A 26062-nucleotide genomic window follows, 5' to 3' on the forward strand; every position below is an offset into this window, starting at 1 on the left:
CGCGCCGATCAGGAGGGTCGACCGGCCAGCTGCCGGGAGAGCTCACCGGCGTCGTGCAGGGCGGTCATGTGGACGAACCGTCCGTCGCGTACCTGATAAATCGCGTACTCGACGATCTCGAACGAGGCGCCGGTGGGAGTCACGCCGAGCCATTCCTTCACCGGGGTACCGGTGTTGACCAGGCGCGCGGCCAGCCGGTCACCGTCGAAGAGCAGTTCCTTGAGTTCCCAGTGGAGGTCAGGGACCGCGTCCACGTCGTGCTTCTGTACGGCGATGAGGTCGTCCCGGGTGGCCGGCTCGCCGTTCAGGGTGGTCAGGCCGTTGATGAACGCGTCCATACCGTCGAACTCGTGGGCGTTGAGCGCCTCGACGTAACGCAGGTAGAAGGCGCGCAGATCACTGTCGGACATGAGACAACCCTTCGACTTCCGCAGCGATCGCTGCGGAAGTCGAACGTTAGCACTTCCGCAACGATCGATGCGGAAGGGGTAGGCTCCGGGTGTGGAGACAAAACAGACCGGCCCCATCGGCCGCCCGCGAGGATTCGACGCCGACGAAGCGCTTGAGCGCGCCATGCTCTTCTTCTGGAAGCACGGCTACGAGGGCGCGAGCACGGCCGGCCTGACGAACGCGATGGGCATCTCCACCACCAGCATGTACGCGGCCTTCGGCAACAAGGAGCAGCTGTTCCGCAAGGCCCTGGAGCGCTACACCGAAGGCCCGAGCGCCTACCTGGCCCGCGCCCTGGAGGAGCCGACGGCCCTCGGCGTCGCCACCGCGATCCTGGCCGGCACCATCCGGACCACCACCCGCCCGGCCCAGCCCCACGGCTGCCTGGGTGTCCAGGGCGCCCTGACCACCAGCGACTCCGGCCAGGAGATCCGCGACCTGCTGGTCGCCTGGCGCAACGACGGCTACACCCGCGTCCGGGACCGCTTCCGGCGCGCGGTGGACGAAGGCGACCTCCCCGCACGGACCGACCCGTCCCTACTGGCGCGCCACCTCACCACCTTCGCCAACGGCCTGGCCGTACAAGCCGCAAGCGGCGTCACCCGTGGAGAACTCCAGTCCCTGGCCGCAGCCACCCTCCGCAACTGGCCCCTCACCTGACCCCGCGCACAGCGCGCCCGCCCCCACTCCACGCGCTCGTGGCGGCCGAAGCGCTGTGACCGTGGTCGCCCGTCAGCCCGTCAGCCCGCCGCGGCCGTGCCGACCTGTTCCCGGTACGCCCGGGCCGTGGCCATCAGCCCGTCGAGCGCGTCCCTGGTCCGCAGAAGGTCGGCGATCCGCGTGGAGAGCCGGTCCCGTTCCAGCTCCATCCGCTCCAGCGCGGAGTCGGAGTTCGCCTCACTGGGAGCGTCGACGCAGGGCAGCAGCTCGACGATGGTGCGGCTGGACAGGCCCCCGGCGTACAAAAGCTGGATGAACACGACCCGCTCGACCTCGGCGTCCGTGTAGTGGCGCTGCCCACTGGCACTGCGGGTACTGGTCAGCAGCCCCTGCTCCTCGTAGTAGCGCACCGACCGCACGCTGACTTCGGCCCGTGCCGCAAGCTCCCCGATCCGCACGAAGTCCTCCCGACTATGTCCCGCGTCATAGCGGCTTGCCTCTGACATCAATGTGAGGTTTTAGCGTAGTCGCCGTGCCCGACGTCCGGGCACCGCGGACCGCGAAGGAGCCCCGCATGACGACCCTTTTCACCAGCTACCGGCTCGGCGGCACGGCCTTGCCCAACCGGGTGGTCATGGCCCCGATGACCCGGGTCCGGGCGGCCGCCGGCGGTCTGGCCACGCCGTCCATGGCGCGCTACTACGCCCAGCGGGCCACCGCCGGACTCATCGTCAGCGAAGGCGTGCAGCCGAGCGCGATCGGGCAGTCCAACCCCGGCACGCCGGGACTGCACACCGACGAGCAGGTCGCCGCGTGGCGGCCCGTGACCGCGGCCGTCCACACCAACGGCGGAAGGATCTTCGCCCAGCTGATGCACGGCGGCCGGGTCTCGCATCCCGACACCATCGGCATGCGGCCGGTGGGGCCCTCGGCGATACCCGCGGTCGGCGACGTGTTCACCCCGACCGGGCCCCAGCCCGCCCCGACGCCACGCGCCCTGGAGACCGCCGAAGTGCCCGAGCACGCCCAGGCGTACGGCCGGGCCGCCCGCCGCGCCGTCGAGGCGGGCTTCGACGGCGTGGAACTGCACGGCGCCAACGGTTACCTGATCTCGCAGTTCCTCTCCTCCAACGCAAACCGGCGCACGGACCGTTACGGAGGCCCGGTCGCCGGGCGGATCAGGTTCGCCGTCGAGGCGGCCGCCGCCACCGTCGAGGCCGTCGGCGGAGACAGAACCGGCATCCGGCTCTCACCGGGAGGAACCTTCTGGGGAGTCCAGGAGACCGACGTCCTCGATCTGTACACCGCCCTGCTGACCGAACTGGCCCGCCTCAAAGTGGCGTACGTACACCTCGAAGCCACCGCCGACGAAGAGGTGCTCCTCGCCCTGCGCCGGGCGTGGCCGGGCACGCTCGTCGTCAACCCCGTGCTTCCGATGGGCCCCAAGCAGACCGGCCGGGACGACGCCGACCACTGGCTCGCCCTGGGCGCCGACCTCATCAGTTTCGGCCGTGCCTTCATCGCCAACCCCGACCTGGTCGAGCGGCTGCGCGGCGGACTCCCGATCGCCCCCGCCGACGAAGCCACGTACTACCAGGGCGGTGACGCGGGCTACCTGACCTACCCGGCCCACCAGTACGCGCATTGACCCCGGGCCGAGGGGGACGACCCAGTGCCGGCCGCCCCCTCTCCGGCTCGCCGCCGCGAGTTCCCGTATCCGTTCCGTGACGGGGTGCAAAGTCGGCGGAGCGCTCCTGGACCCGCCACGTCACGGCTTGACGGCCAGAAACCCCCACTGCACGCACGCGTCGGCCCCCTCCGGAGCCGTAACCCCGGTCGGCAGGACCAGTTCCGGCAGCGGGCCGAGCCCCGGCGGCAGCAGGGTCAGGCCGCGTGCGCAGTCGGCGATCTGGTCAGGTGTACGGGCCAGGTACGCCCCCTCCGGATCAGCCTGTACGTAGTGCTCCTGCATCCTGAGCACGCCGGGCGTCTCGATCGTGTCGCACACGGCCAGGTACGAGCCGGGGACGAGACGTCCCGTGTACCGCTCCACCAACTCCGCCGCCTCACCCGGCGGGAAGTGGCCGAGCGTGGACAGGACGAGCAGCGCGACCGGCTTGTCCAGATCCAGGGTTTCCGACGCGTCCTCCAGGACGGCGTCCACGTCGCGGAAGTCCCGCCGGAGGCAGCGGATCCTGCCCTCGGGCGAACTCCGCAGCGAGCCGACGTGGTCGAGCACGACGGGGTCGTTGTCGACATACACGACCCGCGACTCCGGAGCCGCCTCCTGCGCCACCCCGTGGGTACCGCCGCCCGTCGGGATGCCGGCGCCCAGATCGAGGAACTGACGAATCCCGCCCTCCCGGACCACGTGGGCAGACACCCGCTCCTGAAAGGCCCGCGACTCCACGGCCGCCGTCCTGATCTCCGGAAAGGAGCCCGTCATCACGTCGGCGAGGTCCCGGTCGACCTGGTAGTTGTCCCGACCACCCTGGGCGTAGTTCCAGATCCGCGCGGAGTTGGGAACGGTCGGCACGACGTTGATGCCGGGGCGTACGGAGTCACTCATCCGAGATCCTTACTCGTCAGGGAGAGGGAAAGGAAGCGGGCCGCTGCCGGCCACGTCCGTCGCGGCCACGATCAACGCCACGAGGTTGTCGGTCCAGCAGTCCGACTCCTTGGTCGCCACTTCGACACCACAGCCGCCGCATACAAGGTTGGGGCCGTCCTGGCCGGCAAATCCGCAGCAACCGGAGCGACGGCGGGAATCCGGGTGCGGCGCCGACCCCGGAACATCATCCGGATGCAGGATCAGCAGACTCGCATCGAAATCGACCTCGAAGGTCCCGGCGTCCATCCGGGGAGAGACGATCTCGTGGGCCGCCATCAACTCAGCTCCCCTCGACGGCTCCCCGAGCGCCACCTCGCTCGTCAAGGGCTGCCCGCAGTTGACGCAGCGAAGGATGGTCATCCCCAGTCCTCCGCGCCTCTTTCTCGCACCATGACCTTGGCGCTCACGCTGCTGCCGTCGCCCGCCAGGCACCGGTGACGGCCCCTTCCTCCCACTGCCACCACCCCTCGGCCTCGCCATGTTCCAAGAGCTTCCGGATCCGGGGCAGGTCCGCGCCCGGTGGTATGTCGAGAGCCACCATCCCGAACTGCTCGATTCCCTCGCCGGTCGTGCCGAGGCCGTGGAACGTCTCCAGCACGGTCCGCCGGGCAGCACCCGAACCGCCGTCCCTCAGGACGATCAGGCGAATGGTGCAGTTCCCCGAGGCCCGCAGGATCTCACCGGCCCAGCGGACGCCTTCGTCGTCGATCTCCACCCGGATGATGTCGTCGCCGGCAACCCCGCGTACGAACCAGGGGGTGTTGTCCAGACGCACAGTCCCGTCCCCCAGGTCCACCGCCCACAAACTCTCCACGTTCGCCGGCGGCCAGCCGTCCTCGTCCACCTCCAGCCGGAAATGGACCTTCACGTGGTCGTCCTTGTTTCGCGTCACTGCCCAATCATCCCCAGCCCCGGCCCCAGCGATGACGGGGCAGCCGTCCTGGCACCCCCACGCCGACGCGATGTCAGTCATGCGGTCGCGCCCGTTCATTGGCCACACTCGCGGGCTGATCGCTCCCCTCCGTGCCAGGCGTGAAGCACGGCCGGCAAACGCCCCGGCCTGGTGGACCAGCCGCTCGTACACGCCACGGTCGAGGAGTTGTCGGGTGTGCCGGGCCCGGGTGCGCGGGGTGGCGGCCGGGCAGGCTAGTTTGCTCGGATGAGTCTCCTTGATGATGTGGCCGAGCGCGACGGCTGGCGTTGCTGGGTGTGTGACGAAGCGGTCGACCCCGACGAGTCGGTGAACGACCCCCGGGGGCCCAGCGTCGACAGCCGGACCGCCGACCGGAAGGCCAAGGTCGCAGAGCGGCTCGCGCACCGCGGATGCAACACCCGCAAGGGTGCGGTCAAGGTGGTCATCCCCTGGCCGGACCGCCTGTACGTGGTCGAACCAGCGCCGCTGATCACCGTTGCAGGGAGGCTGGAGCGCAAGGGGGGCCGCGAGATGGTGGGCCGTTGCCCGACCAGGCGGGACGCCCAAGAGGCGGCGGACTGGCTGGTGGACCGGTTCTCCCGACTCGTACCGGGGCTGCCGGTGACCGCCGACATCGAGCCGGGCGGTGGCCAGTTCCTCATCACCCTGACCACCAGCCGCCGCTGAGGAGGCATCACCAGCACAGACTCCGCGAGGCGGGCCGCCGCTCGGTGGCGGAGATGAGGGCGCGCACTCGTTCGCAAACGTGATTCCAGGCCACCGGCCGACAGCGAACTCGACCGTGCGACGCGACGGCCGGGCCGGCGCACTCATGAGCGCTCGTGGATCGCCTGGCGATGCGCCTGATCCGGGCGGGCCACGCCGGGACGAATAGGCCGTCAGGACGTCACCGGAGGGGACTTTCCGATCATCACGGGCGACAGCGGTTCCCAGGACCGGCCTGACCGCGGCTTCTGCCGGCCGACCGTCCTGATCGTCGGATCGAGGCGCCGCCGTGGCTACGGCGTTGTGCCCGGCGCCCCGATGGTCGTGAGGGGGGACCAGGACCGCTGATAGGCCGCGTCCTCGGCGCCCACCCGCAGGTGTACGGGAGAGGTGCCGGTCAGCTGCACGGTGTACGAGTAGCCGGTGATGAGCGGCGCCGACGCGTCGTAGAAGCAGGGATCGTTGGGGACGGATCCCCAGCAGATGCGGTAGCCGACCGTCTCCGTGTCCGTCGCGGCCCTGGGGTTCCAGCTGACGGTGAGTTCAAGGGTGACCGGATCGATGAAGCCCGTGACTCCGGTGGGAACGGGCGGCGGAGTCAGGTCCCTGGAGACAACAGCCACCGCTACGGAGGCGGACCGGTTGCCGGAGGTGTCCACGGCGACAACCACGTAGTGGTACGTCGCTCCGGTCGCCGGCGGGTAGTCGTTGAAGGTCAGTGCGTTGAACGGCGCCGCGGTACTGCGCAGGTGCGCGGGATCCAGCGTCACCGGGGTCCTGTCCGACCGATACACCAGATACCCCGCGAGGTCCGACGCGGCCACCGCCGACCAGGTCAGGGTGACCGTCCGCGCCACGACCGAGGCACGCACGCTCGGCGCCGGCGGCGGAGTGGTGTCCAGCGCCGCGCCGGCGGCCACGCCTCCGGCGGCAACCGCCACGCCGCCGGAGGCCACAACGCTGCCACCCGTCAGCAGGACCAGTCCGAGCAACGCCGCCGTGATTCGTTTCGTTCGCATGTTCTCTCCTTGAATCGCCCAAGTGCCTCCCAGGTTTGACACACGATCGAGCGCCGCCGTTGTAGCCCATGACTCAGAGCGGTCGAGTCCGGAGCGTTGTCACTGCGGATGGATGAGCGGGTGCCGGTCAGGCGGCCCCCGCGTGAGGCCGGTGGTTCACTCCGGTCGTGCCCCGCACTCCTCGTCGGGGACGGCGTATCCAGAGACAGAAGGCCATCGCAAGGTCATGACCACGGAGTCGTCCTCGGCGAACCAGGAGTGATCCACCCCCTGGCCCCAGACGACGTAGTCGCCCTGCCGCGCCAGCAGCACGCTGCGGCCGGGAAACTCCATGAGGAAGCGTCCCGAGACGAGAACCAGCAGAGCCGTCCGCACCTCGCCCTTCACCCACCGCGCCCGTCGCTCACCGCGGGGATGGACACCCCATTTGACCTCGACGGCGTCACTGTGGCGAGGATCGCCCCGCTCCTTGAAATGCCCGAGCAGCCATCCCCCGTCAGCTGCCGCTTCCTTGTCCGCATTGCCCACGTACACGCCGTCGTCCATGAACCCGAACGCTAGCAACCGAGGGCGCGGTGTCAGCCACAGCCGACAACCGCGAGGCCGGAACGTCGGCATGCGGAGCGGGTCCACCCCGCCGGGGGTGGACCCGTCCGGATCGGCCCTACGGACCGGCGTCGTTCACCGGAACTCGTCGACCAACCGGCGCGCGGCCACCTCCGCCCCGTCGGTACGGAGCCGGCCTGCCAGGGACCTCGCACGCGCCCGGGTCCCGGGTGACAGAGCGGTTTCGAGCGCGCCGCCCAGGGATTCCGCGGTCGTGGTCGGAGCGTCGACAGCCGCGCCGAGGCCCAATGCCGCCACCCGGCCGGCCCAGTACGGGTTGTCCGACAGCTGAAGAGGTATCACCACTTGCGGCGTGCCCGCCCGGGCCGCCGTCAGCGTCGTACCCGCGCCACCGTGGTGGACCACAGCGGCCACCTCACCGAACAGGCTCCGATGGCTGACCTCGCCGACGGCGAAGCAGTCGTTCCCGTCGTCCACCAGCTCCAGGTCCGCCCAACCCCGGGACACGAGCACGCGGTGCCCCTGTGCACGGACCGCCTCGACGGCCATGGAGCCGACGCCTTCGGCCGGGGACATACTGCCGAAGCCCACATAGACCGGCGGACTGCCCGCATCCAGGAACCTCGCCAGGTCCGAGGGCAGGGGGCGTTCGTCCGCGAGGGTCCATGCGCCTGTCTGTACGACGTCGAGGCCGGGGGTCTCCCGCCACGCCCCCAGGTCCGGGTCCGCCGCCAGCCAGGGACGGTCGGTGATCACGTGATCGCGCACGTTGCTCACCGGTGCCAGACCGAGCGCCGCCCGCTGACGGTTGAGCGCCTCGCCGAACTGCGCGTCGACGTTCCGGGCGTCGAGCCCCCACAGTGTCCGGTTGTCGGCGGCATCAGGCTCCGGCCAGCCCGGCCGCGGCGGTGGCGCGTGATGCGGCGACGGCAGGTGGACCGCCGCATAGCTCACGTACACGTAGGAGACACCCGCGGCCTCGGCCACGGATCGCGCGGCGATCTGCCCCAGACCTGCCGCCACCACGACGTCACATCCGTCGATCGCCGCGGGGAAGGTGTCGAACTGTGTCTCGACCAACTCGTCCCGGTAGCAGGCCAGTTCGGTCGCCGAGGGCAGGACCTTCCCGCGCATCAACGCCCGGACAGGCGGCCCCACCGGCACCAACCGCACTCCGATACCGTCGAGCCGTTCGGCGAACTCCTCGTCCGGCGGGGCGCACATCCGCACGGCCACGCCACGTGCCCGTAGCCGCACGGCGAGTGCCACCAGCGGTTCGACGTCGCCACGTGTCCCGTATGTGGACAACAGCACCCGCATTCAGCGTCCTCTTTCCTCGGGGCAGAGCCGTACCGGTGGCGGCGGCGCGCGTCGGCCTGCCCGGGGCCGGGAGGTTCGGCGGCGGTCGACTCTGGGCAGTCTGTGCTCGGCGAGGTGTGCAAGATCCTCCATCGTCCACACAACCGGAGTGCTGCGATGCAGAGTTCGTCCACACCCGTACCTGATGTTTCGGTCATCCTGCCCTGTGCCGGGTACGGAACACGCTTCGGGGCGCCCTACCCGAAGGAGTTGCACTGTCTCGCTCCTGGGGTCACGGTGCTGGACCGCAGCCTGGAAGGCGTCGTCGAACTCGCCAAGAGCGGACTCAACGTGCGCCTGGTCATCGTGTTCGGAACACACAAACTGGAGACGGTGAGTTACCTCGCCCGCTATGCCGACACCTTTCAGATGGTCTTCGTCTACCAGAACGAGTCGTGCGGACCCGGTCTCGACGGGGCGATCCGCTCCGCCCTGCCGATGACGCGGGGGCCGGTGGCTCTCGTGCTGCCCGACATCGTTGTCGTGGGGTCGGACACCCCGGGCAAGCTCCTGCACGCCCTGCGCCAGGCGGAGGTGGCGGGCTGGTGTGTCGTGGCCGCGGAGGAACGGAATCACGACACGCTGCGGCAGATGGGCGCACTGGCCGTGGCCGAGGTGGAAGGCGTCCTGACCGTGGGGGCGGCCACGGACAAGCCGGCCGATCCCTCGGGCTTCAACGCGTTCTGGGGCATGGTGGCCGTAACGCAGAGTGAGGCGCACAAGCTGCCCGACGTCGTGGCCACAGGAACACCCAACCCATTGGCAGGCGCGGTCGCTCTCATGGTGGAGGGCATCGTCAACTTCAACACCCCCACGGGCTGACCGCCCCCCACACCGTCGAGTCCGTCCGATCCCCACCGGTCCGTGAGGTCTGTGGCGAAGACAGTCGGTCGCCGCCTGATGGATGTCCGCCTGAGGGCGCGCAAGGCGTCTTCCCTCGTTCAGACTTCGCCGCATCCCTCAGCGGGGCGAGGATGGTAGAAGCATGGGCAGTGGGCCACCGGTCCGGCGGGTGATCACTTTCGACGGCGACGGCTGGGAGCGGATCGGAACGCTGGCGCGGGAGTTGGGCATCTCTCCGGAAGAACTCGTTGTGCGGGTGCCGGCGAGGGTGGAGTGATCAGCGGAGGGTGATTTCGTCCTCGCCCGACGCGCGTAGAGGCTCGAGTTCTACAAGGCCCGTGACACACGTCTGAGGGCGGGGGCGGGGAGGGGCCGGGTCGATCAGCGGCCGATCGTGGCGGCTTGGGGTGGCTCGGTGAGCGGCCGCACCCGGTACCGCGGAACCGATTCCCCCCGTACGGAAGAACCTCCCGGCGCCCCCGCGCTGTTCGTCCGCCGGGGTGTCGGGGGGTCTTCCCGCCGGCCCCAGGCGTTGTTCGTGGTCAGCCGCTCGACCGGTTCGCACGCGGAGCAGCGCCAGAGGCGGACCGTGCCGTCGCCGTGCGCGGTGACCAGGTTCTGGCCGCCGGAGACGAAGGCGATGCTCTCCACCGACGTACCGAAGTCCCCGAAGGTGACCGCTTCGCCGCCCACGTCGGTCCGCCACAGACGTACGGTGCCGTCCTTGCCCGCGCTGGCGACCCACTGCCCGTCGGGGCTGAACGCGACGCTCCAGGCGAAGCCCTGGTGGCCGTGGAGCACGAGGGGTTCACCGCCGCGCGCGAGGTCCCAGATCCGTACGAGGCCGTCGTTGGCGACGCTCGCCAGCTTCCGGCCGTCGGGGCTGAAGGCCGCGGACCAGACCAGCCCGCCGTGTCCGCGCAGGACGCGCGGGGTGCCGCCGCGCTCGGAGTCCCAGATCCGTACGGCTCCGTCGTCGCCGCCGGCGGCCACGCGCCGGCCGTCCGGGCTGAAGGAAACGGACCGGAAGACCGTGTCTCCCGCCCGGAGAAGCAGCGCCCGGGGGCGGCTCGCGCCGTCGAGCGGCCAGATCCGCAGCCCGCCGGAGCCGTCGACGCCGGCCACGCGGCGTCCGTCCGGGCTGAGGGCCACGGACCACGCGCCTTTCGCACTGCCCGTCAGTACCACCGGCCGGTCCGCCCCCACGAGGTCCCAGATCCGCACCGTGCCGTCCTGGCCGCCGCTGGCCACCGTCCGCCCGTCCCGGCTGACGGTGAGGCCGAGCACCTCGCCCTTGTGTCCGCGCAGGACCCGTGCCGCGCGGCCCGGGGCCCGGTCCCAGATCCGCACCGTGCCGTCCTGGCCACCGCTGGCCACCCGCCGCCCGCCGTCTCCGACGGAGACGGTCCAGGCCGCGTCCTCGTGTCCGCGCAGGACGAGGGGCGCGCCGGGGCCGCGTGGATCCCACACCCGTACCGTTCCGTCGGTGCTGACGCTGGCGAGCCGGGTGCCGTCCGGGCTGAACGACGCGCCCCAGACCACGGCACCGTGACCGCGCAGCACCACGGGATTCCCGCCGCCGGACGGATTCCAGACGCGGAGCGTGGCATCGTCGCTGGCGGTGGCCACCTGTCGGCCGTCGGGGCTGAAGGCCACGCCCTCTACCGTGCCGCCGTGCCCGCGCAGCACCACGGGGTCGGTCTTCCCGCTGGTGTCCCAGACCCGCGCCGTTCCGTCGATGCCGGCGCTGGCGATCCGGGTGCCGTCCGGACTGAACGCGAGACTCTTGACGTCGTCCTGGTGGCCGCGCAGCACCACGGGGTCCGTCTTCCCCGTCGTGTCCCAGATCCGGACCGTGCCGTCCTTGCCGCCGGTGACCATGTGCCGGCCGGCCGCGCTGAACGCCACCGCCAGCACGCCCCCTTGCCGCCCGCGCAGGACCTGCGGCTTTCCCCGACCGGCGGCGTCCCAGACGCGTACGGTGCCGTCGTCACCGGCGCTCGCGACCCGCCGCCCGTCCGGGCTGAACGCCACCTTCCGCACCGGTCCCCGGTGTCCGCGCAGTACCACGGGCCGCTGTCGGCCGGAGAGATCCCAGACCCGTACGGTGCTGTCGAGCCCCGCCGTGGCCAGCCGCCGCCCGTCGGGGGTGAAGGCGGGGCTCCACACCTCGCCCCGGTGTCCACGCAGCACACGCGGCGCGTCCCCGGAGACACGGCCGTCCGACCACCCCCAGATCCGTACCGCGCCGTTCTCGCTGGTGCCGACCAGCCGGCTCCCGTCCGGGCTGATCGCCACTCCGAGCATCCGGCCGTCCCGCCCCCGCACCACCGCGGCGGTCCGGTCGTCGGCCACGGCCTGCCGCAGTACCGCCTCGGCCTCCGCGGTCGGCGAGGTCGCGTACGCCCGCCGCGCCAGCAGCCACGCCCCGCGGGGATCGGTCCGCAGCGCGCTGCGGGCTTCGGCGGCGAGCTGCCGGGACTCGGCCCGGTCGCGCTCGACCGCCGTACGGTCGCTCTGTACCAGCGCGGCCCCGCCCAGTGCTCCCACCACCGCCACGACCGCCGCGAACATGGCCACGCCGATCCGCACCCGTCTGCGGCGGCCCCGCCGTTCGGACGCGCGGCGGGAGCGGCCGGCGTCCAGGAAGGCCCGCTCCACGTCGTTGAACCGCTCCAGACTTCGCCCGTCCCAGGCGAGCAGTCGGGCCCCCTGGAAGAGATCGCCGTCGTCGCGCCCGTGCTGCTCCCACTCGGCCGCTGCCTGGGTCAGTCGTCGGTGGGCCCGCAGTAGCTCGCGGTCCTCCGCCAGCCAGGCGCGCAGCCGTGGCCAGCCCCGGATGAGCGCCTCGTGCGCGACCGTCACCGACTCCTCGTCGACGGTCACCAGGCGGGCCGCGATCAGCCGGTCCAGTACGACGGAGACCGCTTCCCGCTCCGGACCGCCCAGCAACTCCGCGCGTGGCGCCCGCCTGCGTGTGTCCTCCGTGCCCTCGCCCAACGCGGTGAGCCGGACGAACAGATGGCCGCAGAGTCTTCGCTGCGTCTCGTCCAGCGTGCCGTAGACCCGCTCGGCACTCTGCGCGATCGCTCCGCGGACCCCGCCCGCCGCCCGGTAGCCGGCCGCCGTCAACGCTGTCCCCCGCCGGGTACGCCAGGTCTCCAGCAGCGCGTGCGACACCAGCGGCAGCGCACCCGGCTGGCCGAGTGCGTCGTTCACCACGGCCTCGACCAGTTCGGGCTCGACCCTGACCCCTTCGCGCTTCGCGGGCCCGGCGACGACCTGGCGCAGATCGGCCTCGTCGAGGGGCCCGATCAGTACCTGCCGACCGTCGAGCGCCGCCACCAGGCCGGCGTGTTCCGCGCACCGGGCGTAGAAATCGGCACGCGTCCCGATCACGACCCGCGCCCGGGGTTCTCCGGCGGCGGCCACGAGCAGGTCGACGAACCGTGCTCGTTCCCCCTCGTCGTGGCAGAGGGTGAAGGCCTCCTCGAACTGGTCGACGACGATCAGCAGACACGCCGTCTCCGGCAGACCGCTCAGCGTCTGACGGATGGTCAGACGGATTCCCTCGGGTGCGGTGGTCAGCGCGTGAGCCAGAGACCCCGCCGCGATGTTGTTCAGGTTCGCCAGGTGTACGGCCAGTTCGTCCACCGGGCGCTCACCGGGGACCAGCAGGACGGTCGGCCAGTGTCGGCCGCCCTCGACGCCTCCCGCCCGCACCGCGGGCAGTAGTCCCGCTCTGAGGACCGAGGACTTTCCGGCCCCCGAAGCGCCGAACACCGCCAGAAACGGGCTCTCGGCCAGCCGGGCGCACAACTCCCCCACCAACCGCTCGCGCCCGAAGAACCGCTCGGCGTCTGCCGGTTCGAAGGTGGCCAGCCCCAGATAGGGCGCGTCCGCCAACGCCGCGACAGGTTCGACGGACTCGCCGGCCGCCAGCTCGGCGGTCAGCAGCAGCCAGCGCTGCTCCCACGCCGCCCGGTCCCCTCCGCAGGCTTTCACGTACGCCAACGTGACGCCCAGACTGGGCACTTCGCGTCCACCGGCCGCCTCGGACAGCGCCGTCACCGAGAAATGCGCGCGTCTGGACAACTCCCGGTAGCTCAAGCCCCCCGCGGCTCCCCGTAACTGCCGCAACTCCCAGGCGAACCGCTCAAGCGGCCCCGCCTCCGGATCCAGCCGACGCTCCGGACGCCCCACGGTCCCCCCATGGTTGAGACGTTGTTTGTCCACCCTGACGTGCACATGCTGAACAACCCCCTCGCGACTATACCTATGGGCGGCACCACAAACACCACACAGAAACACCCGCACCTTCCGTAGGAAAGAGACCTCGTACGAGGGGGAGGAGCGTGAATGCGCCAAGGAGGGCGGCATGCGGATTCACCGGCGAGCGGTCGCCATGACGGCAGCGGCCGCGGTCGCGCTGGCAACGGTCTCCTGCGGCGTGTCCGACTCCCGTCCGGTCGCCGGAAAACAGCCGACGACGGAGTACGGGACGCGGCCACTCACCGAACAGGACAAGGACCTGCTCCATGACGCCGAGGAGTCGCTGACACGTTCGTGTATGGCATCCCGCGGTTTCAAAACGTGGGTCGTCCCTCGGAAACCGTTGCCCGAGGACCGTGAATTCCCGTACGTCATCGACGATGTGCCGTGGGCATCCGCACACGGCTACGGAAGCGATATCCGAGCCCGACGCGATCAGTTGCGCGTATCCGACCCGAACCGGCGGTACTTCGGCGGTCTGTCGCCGAGGGAACGCGAGCGCGCGCTGGACGCCCTCCACGGCGAACCGTCCGCGAGGCGCCTGGAGGCCAGGACCCCGGACGGCGCGACGCTCGGACGCGTCGACGGCGGCTGCACCGCGCTGGCCCAGAAGAGGCTCTACGGGGACCTGGCTGTCTGGTTCCGCGTCACGACGGTGACCGACGCGCTCAACAAGATCCGCTACTCACAGGTCACCGCCGATACCGACTACGCCGACTCGATCAGAAAGTGGTCGGCGTGCATGCGGGAAAGGGGGTCCCGGTACGCGGATCCTCACGAAGCCCGCGCCGCGTTCCTGGACCCGGACAAGGCCGTTCCGCGGGTGAGGGAAATACGTACAGCGGTCACCGAGGCCGAATGCGCGATCAGCAGCGGCCTCTCCGATACGGCCCGTCGCCTGGACCGGCGATACGGCGAGCGCCTGCGGCACGAGTACGCGGACGAGGTACTCACCAGGCGGCGACTGGAAGCCGCCGCTCTGGAACGCGGTCGTTCCACCGTCCGGAACGAACGGGACCAGCCCGACCAACCTGCCGAGAAGAAAAGGAAAGAACAGTGATGAAGATCAACACCGCGCTGTCCGCTCTGGCGCTCACCGCCCTGGCCGTGTTCGCCGCCCCCGGCGCCGCACAGGCGGCGGCCCCGAGCCCCGCGTCGTCCGCCTCCGCGTCCATGGCCGCCCCGGACGGCAACCTCTGGGCGTGGGACGGCATCAACAGGGGCGGCGTCTACTGTTACTGGGCCGGCGACGACTCGGACTGGACCACGTGCTCCGGATCCAGCAACAACGGGACCATGCGGAACAGGGCCAGCTCCCTGGAGAACCGCGGCTACGCCGGCTCGTACGACGACGTCAACCTGTACTGGACCACGGGCTACGGCGGCGCCAAGAACTGCCTGCCCAACGGCCACTACCTCAACAACCTGTCGGGCATCTACTTCCTGTGGGACGGCAACTCCGGACAGGGCGAGTCGATGAACAACAACATCTCCAGCCACCGCTGGACAAACGGCTGCCCGGTGTAGGAACAGGCTCACGTCTCCGTGCCGTTGACCGCGTACCTGGCGCTCACCGGCACGGAGACGTGAGCCGCGCTCACGCCTTCCGGGGGCGGCCCGTGTCCGCGGGGGGCCGCTCGGCCGTCCGCTCCGGGTCGTAACCGTGGAAGGGGCGGTCGAAAAGCCTGAGCGACCCGGGCCACCGACTCCGTTCTCCGCCGAAGGCCACACTGCGCACGAGTGCGGCGGTCACGCTGTGTTCAAGCAGGCCGCGAAGACGATGGTGTCGTCCTCCTGCTCAGCTCCGAACGCTGCCAGCAGGCTGTCGCAGAGGTCTTCCGGGTCGGTCGGCCCGGCGAGCGCCGCAAGGCGTAGTGCGTTCAATCGGTCGGACAGATGGGTGTCGCGGGTCTCGATGAGCCCGTCGCTGATCATCAGGAGCCGACTGCCGGACGTCGTGTCATGGACGGTGGCGGGAGGCTGCGGGAGGCCGATCCCGAGCAGCGGGCCGTGTTCGGAAAGGAAGCCGGCCTCACCGTCCGGCGAGATCAACAGCGGTGGGAGATGGCCGGCGTTGGCGACATGGATGCGCGCGTGGCCAGGTTCGACGAGGACGACGCACACCGTGGCGGTCCAGCCTCGGTGATGGAGTCCCAGGAGGTGGTCCAGGCGTTCCAGCAGGACATGCGGAGGGTGGGCCTCGGCGGCGTAGGCGCGCAGGGCGTGGCGTAGTTCGCCCATGACGATCGCGGCCTGGAGGGAGTGGCCGACGACGTCGCCGACCGCCAGGAGGAGGCCCGCGGGGGTGATGACGGCTTCGTAGAAGTCGCCGCCGATCTCTTTCTCGGCGGCGGCGGGCAGGTAGCGCACCGCGAGCCGCGCGCCGGGCACGTCGGGCAGGTGTTCCGGCAGGAAGGTGCGCTGGAGGGTCAGGGCGAACTGGTGTTCCTCCCCGTAGAGGGCGACGACTCCGCGGTTGGTCTCTTCGAGTTCGGCGGTCAGTTCCGCGTACAGGGCCATGACGCCCTGGTTGGTCTCCGTCAGTTCCGCGTTCAGGCGGGCGAGTTCGTCGCGCTGGGCCCGGGATTCCTCCAAGGCGGCCATGAGGTCCGTGGTCTGCGCCCGCAGGTCGTCCAAGGGGCCGGTGGCGGGCGCTTCCGCGCGCAGGGCCGCTCGAACGGCCTTCGCCGATGCTCTCGTGCCGGCGACCGCCGGCAGGGCGCAGCTCACCTCGATGCGGCGGCCGGGCGACTCGGACCGGTAGTGGGTCTGGGGCAGTAGTCGCCTGACCGCGTCGAGGGACTCCGTACTGGGGACTCGTCCGTCCGGCCAGGTGAGATCGACCCGTAGCCGCAGGGACGTCTCGTCGAGCAGGAAGGCAGCCGTCATCGCCGTTTTGGGGCGGAACAGGTCACGGCCCAGTTCGCTCAGTGCGGCGGCCAGGCGGACCTGGTCGCGCGGTTCCAGGCCGGCGGCGACCGCGGCGGTCTTGGCCTGGCGGCGCAGGGCGAAGACGTCCTGTTCGGACACGAGTGAGACGGTCATCAAAGCGGTGGGCACGGTCACCAGAGCCCCTTGGCGACCACCACGCTGGCGTCGTCGCGGCGCGTGCCGGCCTGGCGCATGAGTCCGGTCGCCAGCACGGTGGCCCGGTGGGGAAGCAGACCGGAGAGGTCGGCGGGGGTCCAGCGTTCCGTGAGCCCGTCGGAGTGCATGACCAGGGCGCCGTGGGCGGGCAGCGGGTGCTCGTAGGTACGGGGCGTGTGCGTCTGGTGCCCCACAATGCCCGGATGGGACAACAGGTTGTTGCGGGTGGTCGCGGTGACCAGGGCCGCGGTGATGTTGCCGATCCCGCAGAACAGCAGTCGCCCGTTGTCCGGTTCGATACGGGCCACCGCCACCGCGGCTCCGCGTGTACCGCGCAGGGCCCGGTGGATGTCCTGCATGGCCTGCTCGGGCAGGCGGCTGTCACTCGTACGGAAGGCCTGGACCGCTGCCTGGCCGGCGAGGGCGGCCATCGGACCGTGCCCCAGCCCGTCGCAGAGCATGACCATGACGCCCTCGCCGGGGCCCGCGACCGCGGCGCGCACCGGCACCGTACGAACCGATTCGCGCGGTCGGACCGGGGAGCGGGAAGGCCCCGTGGCGCGCGCCGGTGACGAGAGGCCGGTGAGGACTGCCCAGTTGGTGGCGGAGGGGCTCGCGTGGGCGGCGTCGGGTGCGGCCGTCGTACGAGCGGGGCGGCCGGTCTCTCCGGCGTCGCCTTCCGGACGGTCAGGATCGATACGGGTGGCCCAGGCGTCCCCGCAGACCCGTTCGCCGCTGATGGGGCGGGTGAGGCCGCCCACGGCCGGCTCCCGGCCGCTCAGGTCGCGGGGCACGGGGCGGGGCCAGAACCGGGCCAGCTGAACCGTCCCGTGGCCGAGCCGGGAATGGACGTCGTAGACGTCCGCGAGCCGCCCTATCGCTCCGAGCCCGATACCCAGGGTGCCGACGGTGGACACACCGTCCAGCCGGGCCGCGGGCACATCCGCCATGCCGGGCCCGTTGTCGACCACGACCACCTCCACGCCCGCGGTGTCCGCCGTGCGCACCGCGCGCAGCAGGAGCGACCCGTCGATGGAGTGTTTGGCCAGGTTGGTCACCAGCTCCGCGACGGCCAGGCCCAGTTCGGCGGTGCGCTGCTCGCTGAGTCCGGTACGCCGGCCCAGCGCCGCCGCGGCGCCGCGTGCGGCGTCGGCCTGGTCGCGGAACCACGCGACGTCCTCGCAGTCGACGAGGAGTGGGCCGGTCCTCACCGGGCCCACTTGGTGATCGTGACGGTGGTTCCCTGCCCAGGGGCGCTGTCCAGGAGGAAGTCGTCGACCAGCCGTCTGGAGCCCGACAGCCCGAGGCCCATGCCGTTGCCGGAGGTCCAGCCGTCGGTCAGGGCCAGATCGATGTCCTCGATGCCGGGGCCGTGATCCACGAAGGCGACGCGCACGCCGCGCCGGCCCCGCTCGGAGATCAGAGCGGCTGTCATGGTGCCACCCCCTCCGTAGATCAAGGTATTGCGGGCCAGTTCGCTCGCCGCCGTCACCAGCTTCGTCTGCTCGACCAGCGAGAGCCGGCACTCCTGCGCCAGCGACCGGACAAGCTGGCGGGCCAGTACGACACCGTCGTTGGCGGTGATCGACAGCTCCTGCTCGGTCACCGCAGGGCCTGGTCGGGATCTGCCGTCCCGTCATCGGCCACCTCGGCGCCGCCGGGGCCGGTGTCTGCCCCGGAGTCCAGAAGGGCCCGGGAGCGTTCCAGCGCGCGCAGTCCCTTCTCCAGGGTCAGCGCGGTGGTCACACCTCCCAGCGACAGGCCCAGCTCGACCAGCGTGATCGCCACGGCCGGGCGCATGCCCACCACCACGGTCTCCGCGTCCAGCATGCGCGAGATGGAGGCGATGGTGGACAGCATCCGGCCGACAAAGGAGTCGACGATCTCCACCGCGGTGATGTCGATCACCACACCGTGCGCCCCGGTCTCCACGACCTTCGCGGCCAGGTCGTCCTGCAGCAGCATGACGGCGTGGTCGTCCAGGTCGGTCTGGATCGACACCAGGAGAACCTGGCCGATGCGCAGGACCGGCACCCGCTCGCTCATCGGCCGAGCCCGGTCTTGCCGTCGGCGGACAGGGTGGTGCCCGAGCGGCGCAGCGCGTGCCGCAGGGCGTCGGCGAGGGTGGCCTTGGTGGTGATGTCGCCGAAGTCGATGCCCAGGGCCACGATGGTCTGCGCGATCTGGGGGCGGATACCGGAGATGGTGCACTCCGCGCCCATCAGCCGGGCGGCGACGACTGTCTTCAGCAGGTGCTGGGCGACCTCGGTGTCCACGGCCGGGACACCGGTGATGTCGATGATGGCCTGCTCGGACCCGGTGTCGATGAGGGCCTGGAGCATCTTCTCCATCACGACCATCGTGCGCGCCGAGTCCAGGGTGCCCACCAGCGGAACACCGATCACCCCGTCCCAGAGCTTGACCACGGGAGTGGACAGCTCCAGCAGCTGCTCGGCCTGGGCGCTGATCAGCTCCTCGCGCGCCTGCGTGTAGGTCTCGATGGTGAAGAGGCTCAGGCTGTCCAGGAGACGGGACAACTGGAGGTAGCCACGCAGGTCCTTGCTGTCACCGCCGGCGAGCGTCGGCTCCAGGACGGTCTTCAGCGCGAGAACGCTGACCGCCGTCTCCGACGGGGTGAAACCCTGCCGGGCCCGGTTGCGTGACAGCTCGGTGAGAAGCGCGCGCACCTCGCCGAACGCCTCGCTGTGAGCGTCCATGCTTCCGTGGCCAAGAGCGGCCAGCAGAGCGGTATACAGCTCACGCAGTTCCAGTTCGACCTCGCTACGGCTGACACGCCCACCCAGGGAGCCGGACACCTCCGCCACCCAGTTCGCGGCGAAATCGTCGCCACCACCGGACAGCAGGGCCACCAGACGCCCCGTAACGTTTTCACCAGCCACAACGCACATCCTTGCTCGATACGAAGACCTAGAGGTCTCCCGAACACTAGGCCATCCGTGGAACTTCCCGGCACTGGCCTCATGATCTCCGGCGCCTGTCCGGCAGCGCCCACCCGGCTTGACCTATCACCGGCCCGCCGCGGCTCGGTGCCGACCTTGTGGTGGTTAGGGCGCTGGCGGGGCCGGCCGCTGGCGAGGACTCGCCTCACGTCATGATGGGTGGCGGGTCGCCGGTTCTTCGTCCCTGGCGGATGCCGCAGGCACTGAACCGCCCCGAACCGCCCTGACTCTGAGCGGCCGAGGTCCGGCCGCCGTACGCCGATCGGCCCCCATGAGCCCAGCGCCCGGGCGGGACCCGTTGTGGATGCTCCTCCCGCAGGTTCGCCCGGCTCCGCCCGGACGGTGAGCGACCGTGTACGCGGTGTTGACCGTGTGCGGGGCGGTTGCACATCCTTGTCACGCACTGCCGCTGGTTGTCGAAGTCGAGCCGACCCCCGGGAGGGGATGACCCATGCGCAAGTCACCGACGATGGCTCTTGCAGGCGCCCTGCTCGCTCTCGGCTGCTCGCTCGTCGGGGCCGGCACCGCTGGGGCCGCCGGGGGCGCCGGGGGCGGGCAGTCGGGTACGGGCACGGCGCAGGCCGCGGCCAACCGCGTGCTCTGCTACCAGGCGCACGTCGCGGGCATCGGCTGGGAGAGTGCGTACTCCTGCGGCGGAGTGATGGCGGGAACCACGGGCGAGGGCAGGGCCGTCGAAGCGCTGCGATTCGTCACGGTCGGCATGACCGGTCTCTGCGCGCGTGCGCACGTCTCCACGATCGGCTGGCAGTCCTGGATCTGCGTCGGGGACAACGAGACCCTGGAGATCGGCACCACCGGCCAGTCCCTGCCGATCGAGGCCGTCGAGTTCCAGACCCAGGGCGGAAGCGTGGCGGCCAACGCGCACCTGAGCGGCTACGGCTGGCAGGGCTGGGTGGCGGGCGGCCGCATCACGGTCGGTACGACGGGTGCGAACCGTTCGATCGAGGCGATCATGGTCACCCCCTGACCCGGGGCGGAGGGCTCGGACGGGGTCCAGCCAAGATGCCCGCACAACGGGCCATGAGGTGATCCGGCGACCGGTCGGCCTCACTCGCCGCTCACCCGGGCCCGCCGTGCGGTGTCGTTACTTCGCCTCGCTCTCGGCCGGCTCCTTCGTGAAGGCCGCCGCCGTGGTGCGCAGCGGCACCTCCTTGATGAAGAAGGCGAGGATGAAGGCGAACACCAACACCACGGCGCCCACCAGGAACGCGACCGTGACCGCGTTCGTGAAGCCGACCTTGAAGGGGTGGGCGAGAACGGGGTCGAGGTGGTTGAGGAACGACGTGTTGTCGAGTGTGCCCGCCGAGCCGGAGGACGCCGACGTCAGTGTCTTGAGCTGGTCGGGGTGGGCCTTCGCGGCGGCCTGGAAGGCGGCTGTGCCGCGTGCGTCGGCGAAGGCGTCGCTGATCTTGCCGCCCACCACGGAGTAGACGATCGACAGGAACACGGCGACACCCGCCGTACCGCCCATCTGCCGGAAGAACGTGGTGGACGAGGTGGCGACCCCGATGTCACGCGGCGGCACGGCGTTCTGCATGGCCAGCACGATGGTCTGCATGTTCAGCCCCAGACCGGCGCCGACCACGAACATCGAGATGTCCGTGTAGACGAGGCCGCTGTCGGCCGACAGCCGCCACAGCATGAGCATGCCGATGACGAGCAGTCCGCCGCCGATGATCGGGAAGATCTTGTACCGGCCGGTCCGTGAGGTGATCTGACCCGCGACGACCGAGAGCGCCATGATGCCCAGCACCAGGGGGAGGGTCAGCAGACCCGCCTTGGTCGGGGAGTTGCCCTTGACGAGCTGGAGGTAGAGCGGCAGCAGCGTGATGCCGCCGAACATGCCGATACCGATGATCGTCGACTGGGCGGCCCCGACGGCGAACACGCCGTTGCGGAAGAGCCGCATCGGCAGCAGCGCGTCGTCCCCGGCCCGGTGCTCGGCGACCAGGAAGCCGACGACGCCGGCCGCGCCGATGACGTAGCAGGCGAGCGAGGAGCCGGAACCCCAGCCCCACGTCCTGCCCTGTTCCGCGACGATCAGCAGGGGCACCAGCGCGACCACGAGCGCGAGGGCACCCGCGAAGTCGATGCGGTGCTCGCGCCGGTGGTGCTCCAGGTGGAGGACCTTGGCCACCACGATCAGCGCCACGACGCCGATCGGGACGTTGATGAGGAAGATCCAGCGCCAGCCGTCGATGCCGAGCAGGGTGTCCTGGCCGGCCAGCGCGCCGCCGACGACCGGGCCGAGCACGCTGGACGTACCGAAGACGGCCATGAAGTAACCCTGGTACTTCGCGCGTTCACGCGGCGCGATGATGTCGCCGATGATCGCGAAGGCGAGGGAGAACAGGCCGCCGGCGCCTATGCCCTGGAACGCGCGGAACCCGGCGAGCATGTACATCGAGGTGGAGAGGGTGCAGAGCGCCGAGCCGGTGATGAACACCGCGATGGCGAAGAGGAAGAAGGGCTTGCGCCCGTACTGGTCGGACAGTTTGCCGTACATCGGCGTGGCGATCGTCGACGTGATGAGGAACGCCGTGGTCACCCAGGCCTGGGCGGTCAGCCCGTCGAGGCTTTCACCGATCTTGTAGATCGCGGTCGAGACGACGGTCTGGTCCAGGGCCGCCAGGAACATCCCGAGCAGCAGACCGGACAGGATGACCATGATCTGCTGGTGGGTGTAACCGGTTCTCGGCGCCTCCCCCGTACCGACCGGGCCGATATCGGCGGACGCGGCGCTGGTGGAACTCATGCGGTGCTCTCCTCTCGGCTCGCCGCCGGACCGAGGCCCTTCCAGTCCTTGTCGGCGAGCACGTTCTTGTACGTTTCGAAGTCGTCGATGAATCGCACCAGCAGTGCGGCCAGCCGCTCACGGTCGTGGTCGTCCCATGCGTGGAGCATTTTCTCGAAGTGCACGTCGCGCGACCGGGTCCGGTCGGCGACGGCACGCCGGGCCTTGCCGGTGGCCACCAGGAGGCAGGCGCGGCCGTCCTCGGCGTCGGCGCGTCTTTCGAGGAAGCCGTCACGTACGAGCTGCGCCACGTGACGGCTGACAGTGGAGGGATCGGACTGGACCAGCTCCGCCAGCTTCTTGACGCGCATGGGCCCGTTCTTGACGAGGGCGCCCATCACGATCTGGACCGACCAGTCGACGTCGTCGCGGGCGCGGTCCAGCAACTGCGCGCGCGTACGGATGAACATCCGCATGAGGCGGTCGACACCGTCGGCGAGTAGCCGGACGGTCTCACCGCCGCCGGACCCCTCGGGCGACGAGCCGGGATCCCCTTCCGGGGGCGGATCGCCCATGCTCGCACCTCCCCTCACATCAGCAACCAGTTGCGTGTATCACGCAACTATATCCTGTCCCAGCGGTGCCCTCGACGCCGGGGTGGAGGGGAAGTACCGGGGCCACACACCGCGGGCCCGGGGAGGTGTGTTCTCCCCGAGCCGGTCGAGGTGCTGATGTTCACACCGTGGAGCTTCCGCTGCCCCGCTCCACCGGGATCCACAGCTGGGCGTCGGTCTCCGTGCCGGGCTCCACCGGCCGCGTCCGCAGGAGCTCCGGACCCGGTCGGCTCGTGTACGGATTCGAGGGGAACCACTGCGTGAACACGTCGCGCCACAGCTCCTGGAGAGCGGTCGGGTAGACACCGTGGTTGTCGAAGACCGCCCAGGTACCGGCCGGCACGTCCAGGGCGTCGAGCCCCTCGGCGACCGTCCCGGGGCCGGTCGCCACGCCGATCCGGTACTCCGCCTCAGCCCCTTCCTGCCGGCTGTCGCTCAGGTACACCGCCGCCGACCCGACTCGGCCTGCTTCAGCTAGAAGCCTTTCAGGACCGCCGCGGCACCTCGCAGCGCGTCGTTGCCGTAGGGCCGCTTCCCCACCCGCCACGGGCGTCCGTACGGTCCGGCGATCTTTGCTCCGATCGCGCCCATGTACCGCTCAAGGTCACCGAAGCCGACGCCCTCCGGCGTCAGTCCTTCGTGCTCCAGCCACCGAAGGTGATCGACGAGGAGGTAGGCGTACGCCTCACGGCCATCGCCGTGCCGCACCGTCTGGACTCTGAGTTGCCCAACCGACAGCTTCCGCAACACAGTTCCTCCGAGCCGACCCCGCCCACCGACATGGCGAACATCACGGCAACGGTCGGCAAACGAGCACGTGACGTACGCGGTCACTGGCTCGGCGAACATCCCGAACAACCCTCGCCCCGGCCGGAAACGCAACGGCTCGACCACCCTGTGGCGATGCCCCCACACCGACCTCGTGCGCGCCGCCCCGATGAGCGGTCTCGTCCAGGGCGAGGCCCACTTGGGCCGGCCGGGCGGTTCATCGACGGCACGGGCTTAGCCTCCACCTTGATCATCGGGCACCATAGGGGGCCCAAGTGGTCTCCCGAGCGCAGTCATGAGAAGGGCACTGAGGCTTGCCCGGCCGTGAGACTCACCTTGGCAGTGTCATGATCGCCGGCGCTCAGCATATGGACCTCGCCCCATGCGGTGATCGCCGCCAGGATTGGAAGCACGCTGCGGGCCGGAGGGCTCAGGACCAGGTGACGGGCAGTTCCGTCGGTCGGGTGAACAGGTAGGTGTCCGGTTCCCAGGCGATGTCCTCGTGTTTGGCCGCCAAGGCCAGGTCCGGCAGATGCGTGAAGAGGGTTGAGAGCGCGGTCTGCAGGTACAGGCGGGCGATGTTGACGCCGAGGCAGAAGTGGGGGCCGGTGCCGAAGGTGATGGCCGGGTCCTCCCGTGTGCTGCGGTCGAGGCGGAATCGCTCTGGTTGTTTGTAGTGCTCGGGGTCCCAGGTCGCGGCGACCCAGGGGGTGACGACGGCGTCGCCGGCCCGGATGCGCACCCCGTGCAGTTCGGTGTCGGCCAGGGCGAGCCGGGGCATCGAGGTCATGCCGTTGTGGTGCAGTCGCAGGAGTTCGGCCACCGCGGTGGGCCACAGACCGGGGTCGCGCAGGACGCGGGCGAGTTGGTCGCCGTGTCGCAGCAGGGTGTAGACGCCGGTGGTGACCGGGCCGGTGACGGGTTCGGCGGAGGTGACGAACAGGTACATCACCGTGGCGTGCAGGTGCTCCGAGGTGATGGTCCCCTGGTGGTGGGCGCGGATCAGCGCTTCGACCGGGTCGCGCGGTTCGCGTCCGTCGTCGTAGTCGGCCGTTTTGGCTTCGATGACTTCGGCGGCGAAGTCGAGCATCCACCGGGTGGAGGTGTCGATCTTGGCGGCTGGTGTCGTGTAGTCGACCTGCGAGCGCAGCCGGGGCACGATCTTGCGGCGTTGGAGTGGTGCCACGCGCATGAGGTCGCAGGCCAGGGTCGCCGCGAGCGGGTGGGCGTAGGCGCGGTGCAGATCTGCGGGGTTGGGACCGTCACGCAGTGCGGTCGCCAGGTCGGAGGCGGCCAGGGCGATGGCGGGTTGGAGGGCCGTCGCGGCGGCCGGGCTGAAGAACGGCTGCACTACGCGCCGTACGGTGGTGTGCTCGGGCGGGTCGAGGTTGAAGATGCCGCCGGGCACGCTGTTGAAGTCGTCTCCGGCGATGCGCTGCCCGCCGGGGCAGGTGAGGTCGCGGGAGAAGTTGCGGCTGGATCCGATCGCGGTGATGTCGGTGCGGCGGGTCACCAGCCAGGCGCGGTGGCCGGAAGGGAAGGTAACCGGGGCCACCGGCCGTTCGCGGCGCAGGAGGTCGAACATCTCAGGGGGCAGGCCGTGTCCGCGGGTGGGGAAGGAGTCGGGCCAGGTCAGTTCATCGGGAATCGTCGTTGCCACGGTCGTTCCTCTCATCGGTGAGCACGGACAGGGCATGGCCGGTCCCGACGGTGAGGCCGGGGACCTGGCCGGCGGCCACCACGTCATAGAGGGGCACCCTGCGGTGGTAGACGAACAGGGCGCTGGGCCGCGCGAGCATGCCGGCCGCATCGAGCAGCAGCGGGGCCTCCGCGAAGATGTAGCGGGTGTTGCTCTCGATCTGAGCCCATGTGGGCTCGGAGTCGAGAGAGGTGGCCAGGGCCGTGCGGGTCATCGCGTGCACCGCTTCCCGCATCGGAGTTTGCGTGCGGTATGCGGTCTCGATACGGGCCCGGCTCTTCTGGTAGCGCGGATGGGAGGCGAAACGGGTCATCACATGCACCCGGGAGTCCGTGTCGGCCATCCCGCAGTCGGCCAGGGCGCGCCGTGCGACGTTGCGCATGTTGTGAATGACACGCTTGGAACGCTGGACCGCGTGCCGCGGCGCCTTGCCGGCGGATATGTAGCGCAGCGCCGATTCGGGGGCCCCCGGAAGGACCACATGCACATCGGAGAAGGACACGGCGGCGCTTTGGCACAGGTCGGTCACGGTCTGGGTGGAATAGAAGGAATTGAACGGTGACAGGCCCAGCACCAAGGTGCCGTACCGCTCGGCCAGGCGGGGGCTGCGGAGGTCTAGCCCCTCTACCCGGAACCCGCTCCGGCCTGGGGTGTCTTGTGCCGCTGTCCCCGGGGGTCGGTCTGTAGCGGTGGGGGGCGGTGAAAGCGTATGGACTCGGCTCATGGCAGTGGCCTTACTTCTCCGATGGGTTGGGGCGG

26 protein-coding genes and 2 pseudogenes are annotated in these 26062 nt (G+C 70.4%); 8 read left to right on the forward strand and 20 right to left on the reverse strand.

The annotated features are described in order from the left end of the window. Positions 1-8 precede the first annotated feature (8 nt). Positions 9-410: an ester cyclase gene (locus OG349_RS08425; protein WP_327234027.1), complete on the reverse strand. Its 402-nt coding sequence runs from the start codon at positions 408-410 to the stop codon at positions 9-11. 91 nt (positions 411-501) lie between these two features. On the opposite strand from OG349_RS08425, the gene OG349_RS08430 reads away from it, so the two are divergent. After that, positions 502-1110 carry a TetR/AcrR family transcriptional regulator gene (locus OG349_RS08430; protein WP_327234028.1) on the forward strand — a complete coding sequence of 203 codons (609 nt, stop codon included), beginning with the start codon at positions 502-504 and terminating at the stop codon, positions 1108-1110. Positions 1111-1190: 80 nt separating this feature from the next. Here OG349_RS08430 and OG349_RS08435 read toward each other — a convergent pair whose 3' ends face one another. Continuing rightward, positions 1191-1616, reverse strand: coding sequence for a MerR family transcriptional regulator (locus OG349_RS08435; protein ID WP_327234029.1), 426 nt, complete (start codon positions 1614-1616; stop codon positions 1191-1193). 68 nt (positions 1617-1684) lie between these two features. Here OG349_RS08435 and OG349_RS08440 point away from each other — a divergent pair, with 68 nt between their 5' ends. Beyond that, positions 1685-2758: an alkene reductase gene (locus tag OG349_RS08440; RefSeq protein ID WP_327234030.1), complete on the forward strand. Its 1074-nt coding sequence runs from the start codon at positions 1685-1687 to the stop codon at positions 2756-2758. A gap of 120 nt (positions 2759-2878) precedes the next feature. Here OG349_RS08440 and OG349_RS08445 read toward each other — a convergent pair whose 3' ends face one another. From OG349_RS08445 to OG349_RS08455, 3 genes are read right to left on the reverse strand one after another with little or no spacing between them, the layout of a single operon-like run. Continuing rightward, complete coding sequence (locus OG349_RS08445; RefSeq protein ID WP_327234031.1) at positions 2879-3679, reverse strand: SAM-dependent methyltransferase; 801 nt, start codon at positions 3677-3679, stop codon at positions 2879-2881. Between the two features lie 9 nt (positions 3680-3688). Further along, on the reverse strand, positions 3689-4081 hold the full coding sequence (locus OG349_RS08450) for a hypothetical protein (protein ID WP_327234032.1): 393 nt from the start codon (positions 4079-4081) through the stop codon (positions 3689-3691). Positions 4082-4124: 43 nt separating this feature from the next. Beyond that, the gene (locus tag OG349_RS08455) at positions 4125-4613 is read right to left on the reverse strand and encodes a DUF4265 domain-containing protein (RefSeq protein ID WP_327234033.1); all 489 of its coding nucleotides are present in this window, start codon (positions 4611-4613) and stop codon (positions 4125-4127) included. A 267-nt stretch (positions 4614-4880) separates the two neighbouring features. Here OG349_RS08455 and OG349_RS08460 point away from each other — a divergent pair, with 267 nt between their 5' ends. Then, the gene (locus OG349_RS08460; protein WP_327234034.1) at positions 4881-5321 is read left to right on the forward strand and encodes a hypothetical protein; all 441 of its coding nucleotides are present in this window, start codon (positions 4881-4883) and stop codon (positions 5319-5321) included. Between the two features lie 332 nt (positions 5322-5653). Here the strand turns inward: OG349_RS08460 and OG349_RS08465 are convergent, their stop codons facing one another. The 3 genes from OG349_RS08465 to OG349_RS08475 all read right to left on the reverse strand — a co-directional run bounded on the left by OG349_RS08465 (position 5654) and on the right by OG349_RS08475 (position 8266). Further along, the gene (locus tag OG349_RS08465) at positions 5654-6379 is read right to left on the reverse strand and encodes a hypothetical protein (RefSeq protein WP_327234035.1); all 726 of its coding nucleotides are present in this window, start codon (positions 6377-6379) and stop codon (positions 5654-5656) included. 156 nt (positions 6380-6535) lie between these two features. Continuing rightward, complete coding sequence (locus tag OG349_RS08470) at positions 6536-6925, reverse strand: signal peptidase I (protein WP_327234036.1); 390 nt, start codon at positions 6923-6925, stop codon at positions 6536-6538. Between the two features lie 135 nt (positions 6926-7060). Beyond that, on the reverse strand, positions 7061-8266 hold the full coding sequence (locus OG349_RS08475) for a glycosyltransferase (RefSeq protein WP_327234037.1): 1206 nt from the start codon (positions 8264-8266) through the stop codon (positions 7061-7063). Between the two features lie 156 nt (positions 8267-8422). Here OG349_RS08475 and OG349_RS08480 point away from each other — a divergent pair, with 156 nt between their 5' ends. Both OG349_RS08480 and OG349_RS08485 read left to right on the forward strand, forming a co-directional pair. Further along, positions 8423-9127, forward strand: a complete 705-nt coding sequence (locus OG349_RS08480) for an NTP transferase domain-containing protein (protein ID WP_327234038.1) — start codon at positions 8423-8425, stop codon at positions 9125-9127. Between the two features lie 163 nt (positions 9128-9290). Then, the gene (locus tag OG349_RS08485; protein WP_327234039.1) at positions 9291-9425 is read left to right on the forward strand and encodes a hypothetical protein; all 135 of its coding nucleotides are present in this window, start codon (positions 9291-9293) and stop codon (positions 9423-9425) included. 104 nt (positions 9426-9529) lie between these two features. On the opposite strand, the gene OG349_RS08490 is transcribed toward OG349_RS08485, so the two are convergent. Further along, on the reverse strand, positions 9530-13153 hold the full coding sequence (locus OG349_RS08490) for an nSTAND1 domain-containing NTPase (RefSeq protein ID WP_327234040.1): 3624 nt from the start codon (positions 13151-13153) through the stop codon (positions 9530-9532). Positions 13154-13526: 373 nt separating this feature from the next. On the opposite strand from OG349_RS08490, the gene OG349_RS08495 reads away from it, so the two are divergent. Together OG349_RS08495 and OG349_RS08500 are read left to right on the forward strand one after the other, a co-directional pair. Continuing rightward, positions 13527-14480: a hypothetical protein gene (locus OG349_RS08495; protein ID WP_327234041.1), complete on the forward strand. Its 954-nt coding sequence runs from the start codon at positions 13527-13529 to the stop codon at positions 14478-14480. Continuing rightward, the gene (locus OG349_RS08500; RefSeq protein ID WP_327234042.1) at positions 14480-14947 is read left to right on the forward strand and encodes a hypothetical protein; all 468 of its coding nucleotides are present in this window, start codon (positions 14480-14482) and stop codon (positions 14945-14947) included. Before OG349_RS08495 ends, OG349_RS08500 begins: the two co-directional genes overlap by 1 nt. Positions 14948-15169: 222 nt before the next feature. On the opposite strand, the gene OG349_RS08505 is transcribed toward OG349_RS08500, so the two are convergent. From OG349_RS08505 to OG349_RS08525, 5 genes and pseudogenes are all read right to left on the reverse strand, one after another. After that, on the reverse strand, positions 15170-16450 hold the full coding sequence (locus OG349_RS08505) for a PP2C family protein-serine/threonine phosphatase (RefSeq protein ID WP_327234043.1): 1281 nt from the start codon (positions 16448-16450) through the stop codon (positions 15170-15172). 32 nt (positions 16451-16482) lie between these two features. Continuing rightward, positions 16483-17727, reverse strand: coding sequence for a SpoIIE family protein phosphatase (locus OG349_RS08510; protein WP_327234044.1), 1245 nt, complete (start codon positions 17725-17727; stop codon positions 16483-16485). Then, positions 17715-18113: an anti-sigma regulatory factor gene (locus OG349_RS08515; protein ID WP_327234045.1), complete on the reverse strand. Its 399-nt coding sequence runs from the start codon at positions 18111-18113 to the stop codon at positions 17715-17717. The genes OG349_RS08510 and OG349_RS08515 overlap by 13 nt, the downstream gene beginning before the upstream one ends. A gap of 89 nt (positions 18114-18202) precedes the next feature. Further along, a pseudogene (locus OG349_RS08520) lies at positions 18203-18553 on the reverse strand (STAS domain-containing protein); the annotation flags it as partial. After that, complete coding sequence (locus tag OG349_RS08525; protein ID WP_442806219.1) at positions 18550-19407, reverse strand: STAS domain-containing protein; 858 nt, start codon at positions 19405-19407, stop codon at positions 18550-18552. The gene OG349_RS08525 and the pseudogene OG349_RS08520, both read right to left, overlap by 4 nt. Positions 19408-19918: 511 nt before the next feature. On the opposite strand from OG349_RS08525, the gene OG349_RS08530 reads away from it, so the two are divergent. Further along, a complete protein-coding gene (locus OG349_RS08530; RefSeq protein WP_327234047.1) occupies positions 19919-20455 on the forward strand; it encodes a hypothetical protein in 537 nt (178 codons plus the stop codon). 117 nt (positions 20456-20572) lie between these two features. On the opposite strand, the gene OG349_RS08535 is transcribed toward OG349_RS08530, so the two are convergent. The 6 genes and pseudogenes from OG349_RS08535 to OG349_RS08560 all read right to left on the reverse strand — a co-directional run bounded on the left by OG349_RS08535 (position 20573) and on the right by OG349_RS08560 (position 26027). Further along, entirely contained in the window at positions 20573-22243 is a 1671-nt protein-coding gene (locus OG349_RS08535) for an MDR family MFS transporter (RefSeq protein WP_327234048.1), read from the reverse strand. Then, positions 22240-22797, reverse strand: coding sequence for a MarR family winged helix-turn-helix transcriptional regulator (locus OG349_RS08540; RefSeq protein ID WP_327234049.1), 558 nt, complete (start codon positions 22795-22797; stop codon positions 22240-22242). Before OG349_RS08540 ends, OG349_RS08535 begins: the two co-directional genes overlap by 4 nt. Positions 22798-22957: 160 nt before the next feature. Next, a pseudogene (locus OG349_RS08545) lies at positions 22958-23290 on the reverse strand (GyrI-like domain-containing protein); the annotation flags it as partial. A 20-nt stretch (positions 23291-23310) separates the two neighbouring features. After that, positions 23311-23544, reverse strand: a complete 234-nt coding sequence (locus OG349_RS08550) for a hypothetical protein (RefSeq protein WP_327234050.1) — start codon at positions 23542-23544, stop codon at positions 23311-23313. A 490-nt stretch (positions 23545-24034) separates the two neighbouring features. Next, positions 24035-25264: a cytochrome P450 gene (locus OG349_RS08555; RefSeq protein WP_327234051.1), complete on the reverse strand. Its 1230-nt coding sequence runs from the start codon at positions 25262-25264 to the stop codon at positions 24035-24037. Then, the gene (locus OG349_RS08560) at positions 25242-26027 is read right to left on the reverse strand and encodes a tRNA-dependent cyclodipeptide synthase (protein ID WP_327234052.1); all 786 of its coding nucleotides are present in this window, start codon (positions 26025-26027) and stop codon (positions 25242-25244) included. Before OG349_RS08560 ends, OG349_RS08555 begins: the two co-directional genes overlap by 23 nt. Between the last annotated feature and the right edge of the window lie 35 nt (positions 26028-26062).

The organism is Streptomyces sp. NBC_01317, assembly GCF_035961655.1.
GTDB lineage: Bacteria > Actinomycetota > Actinomycetes > Streptomycetales > Streptomycetaceae > Streptomyces.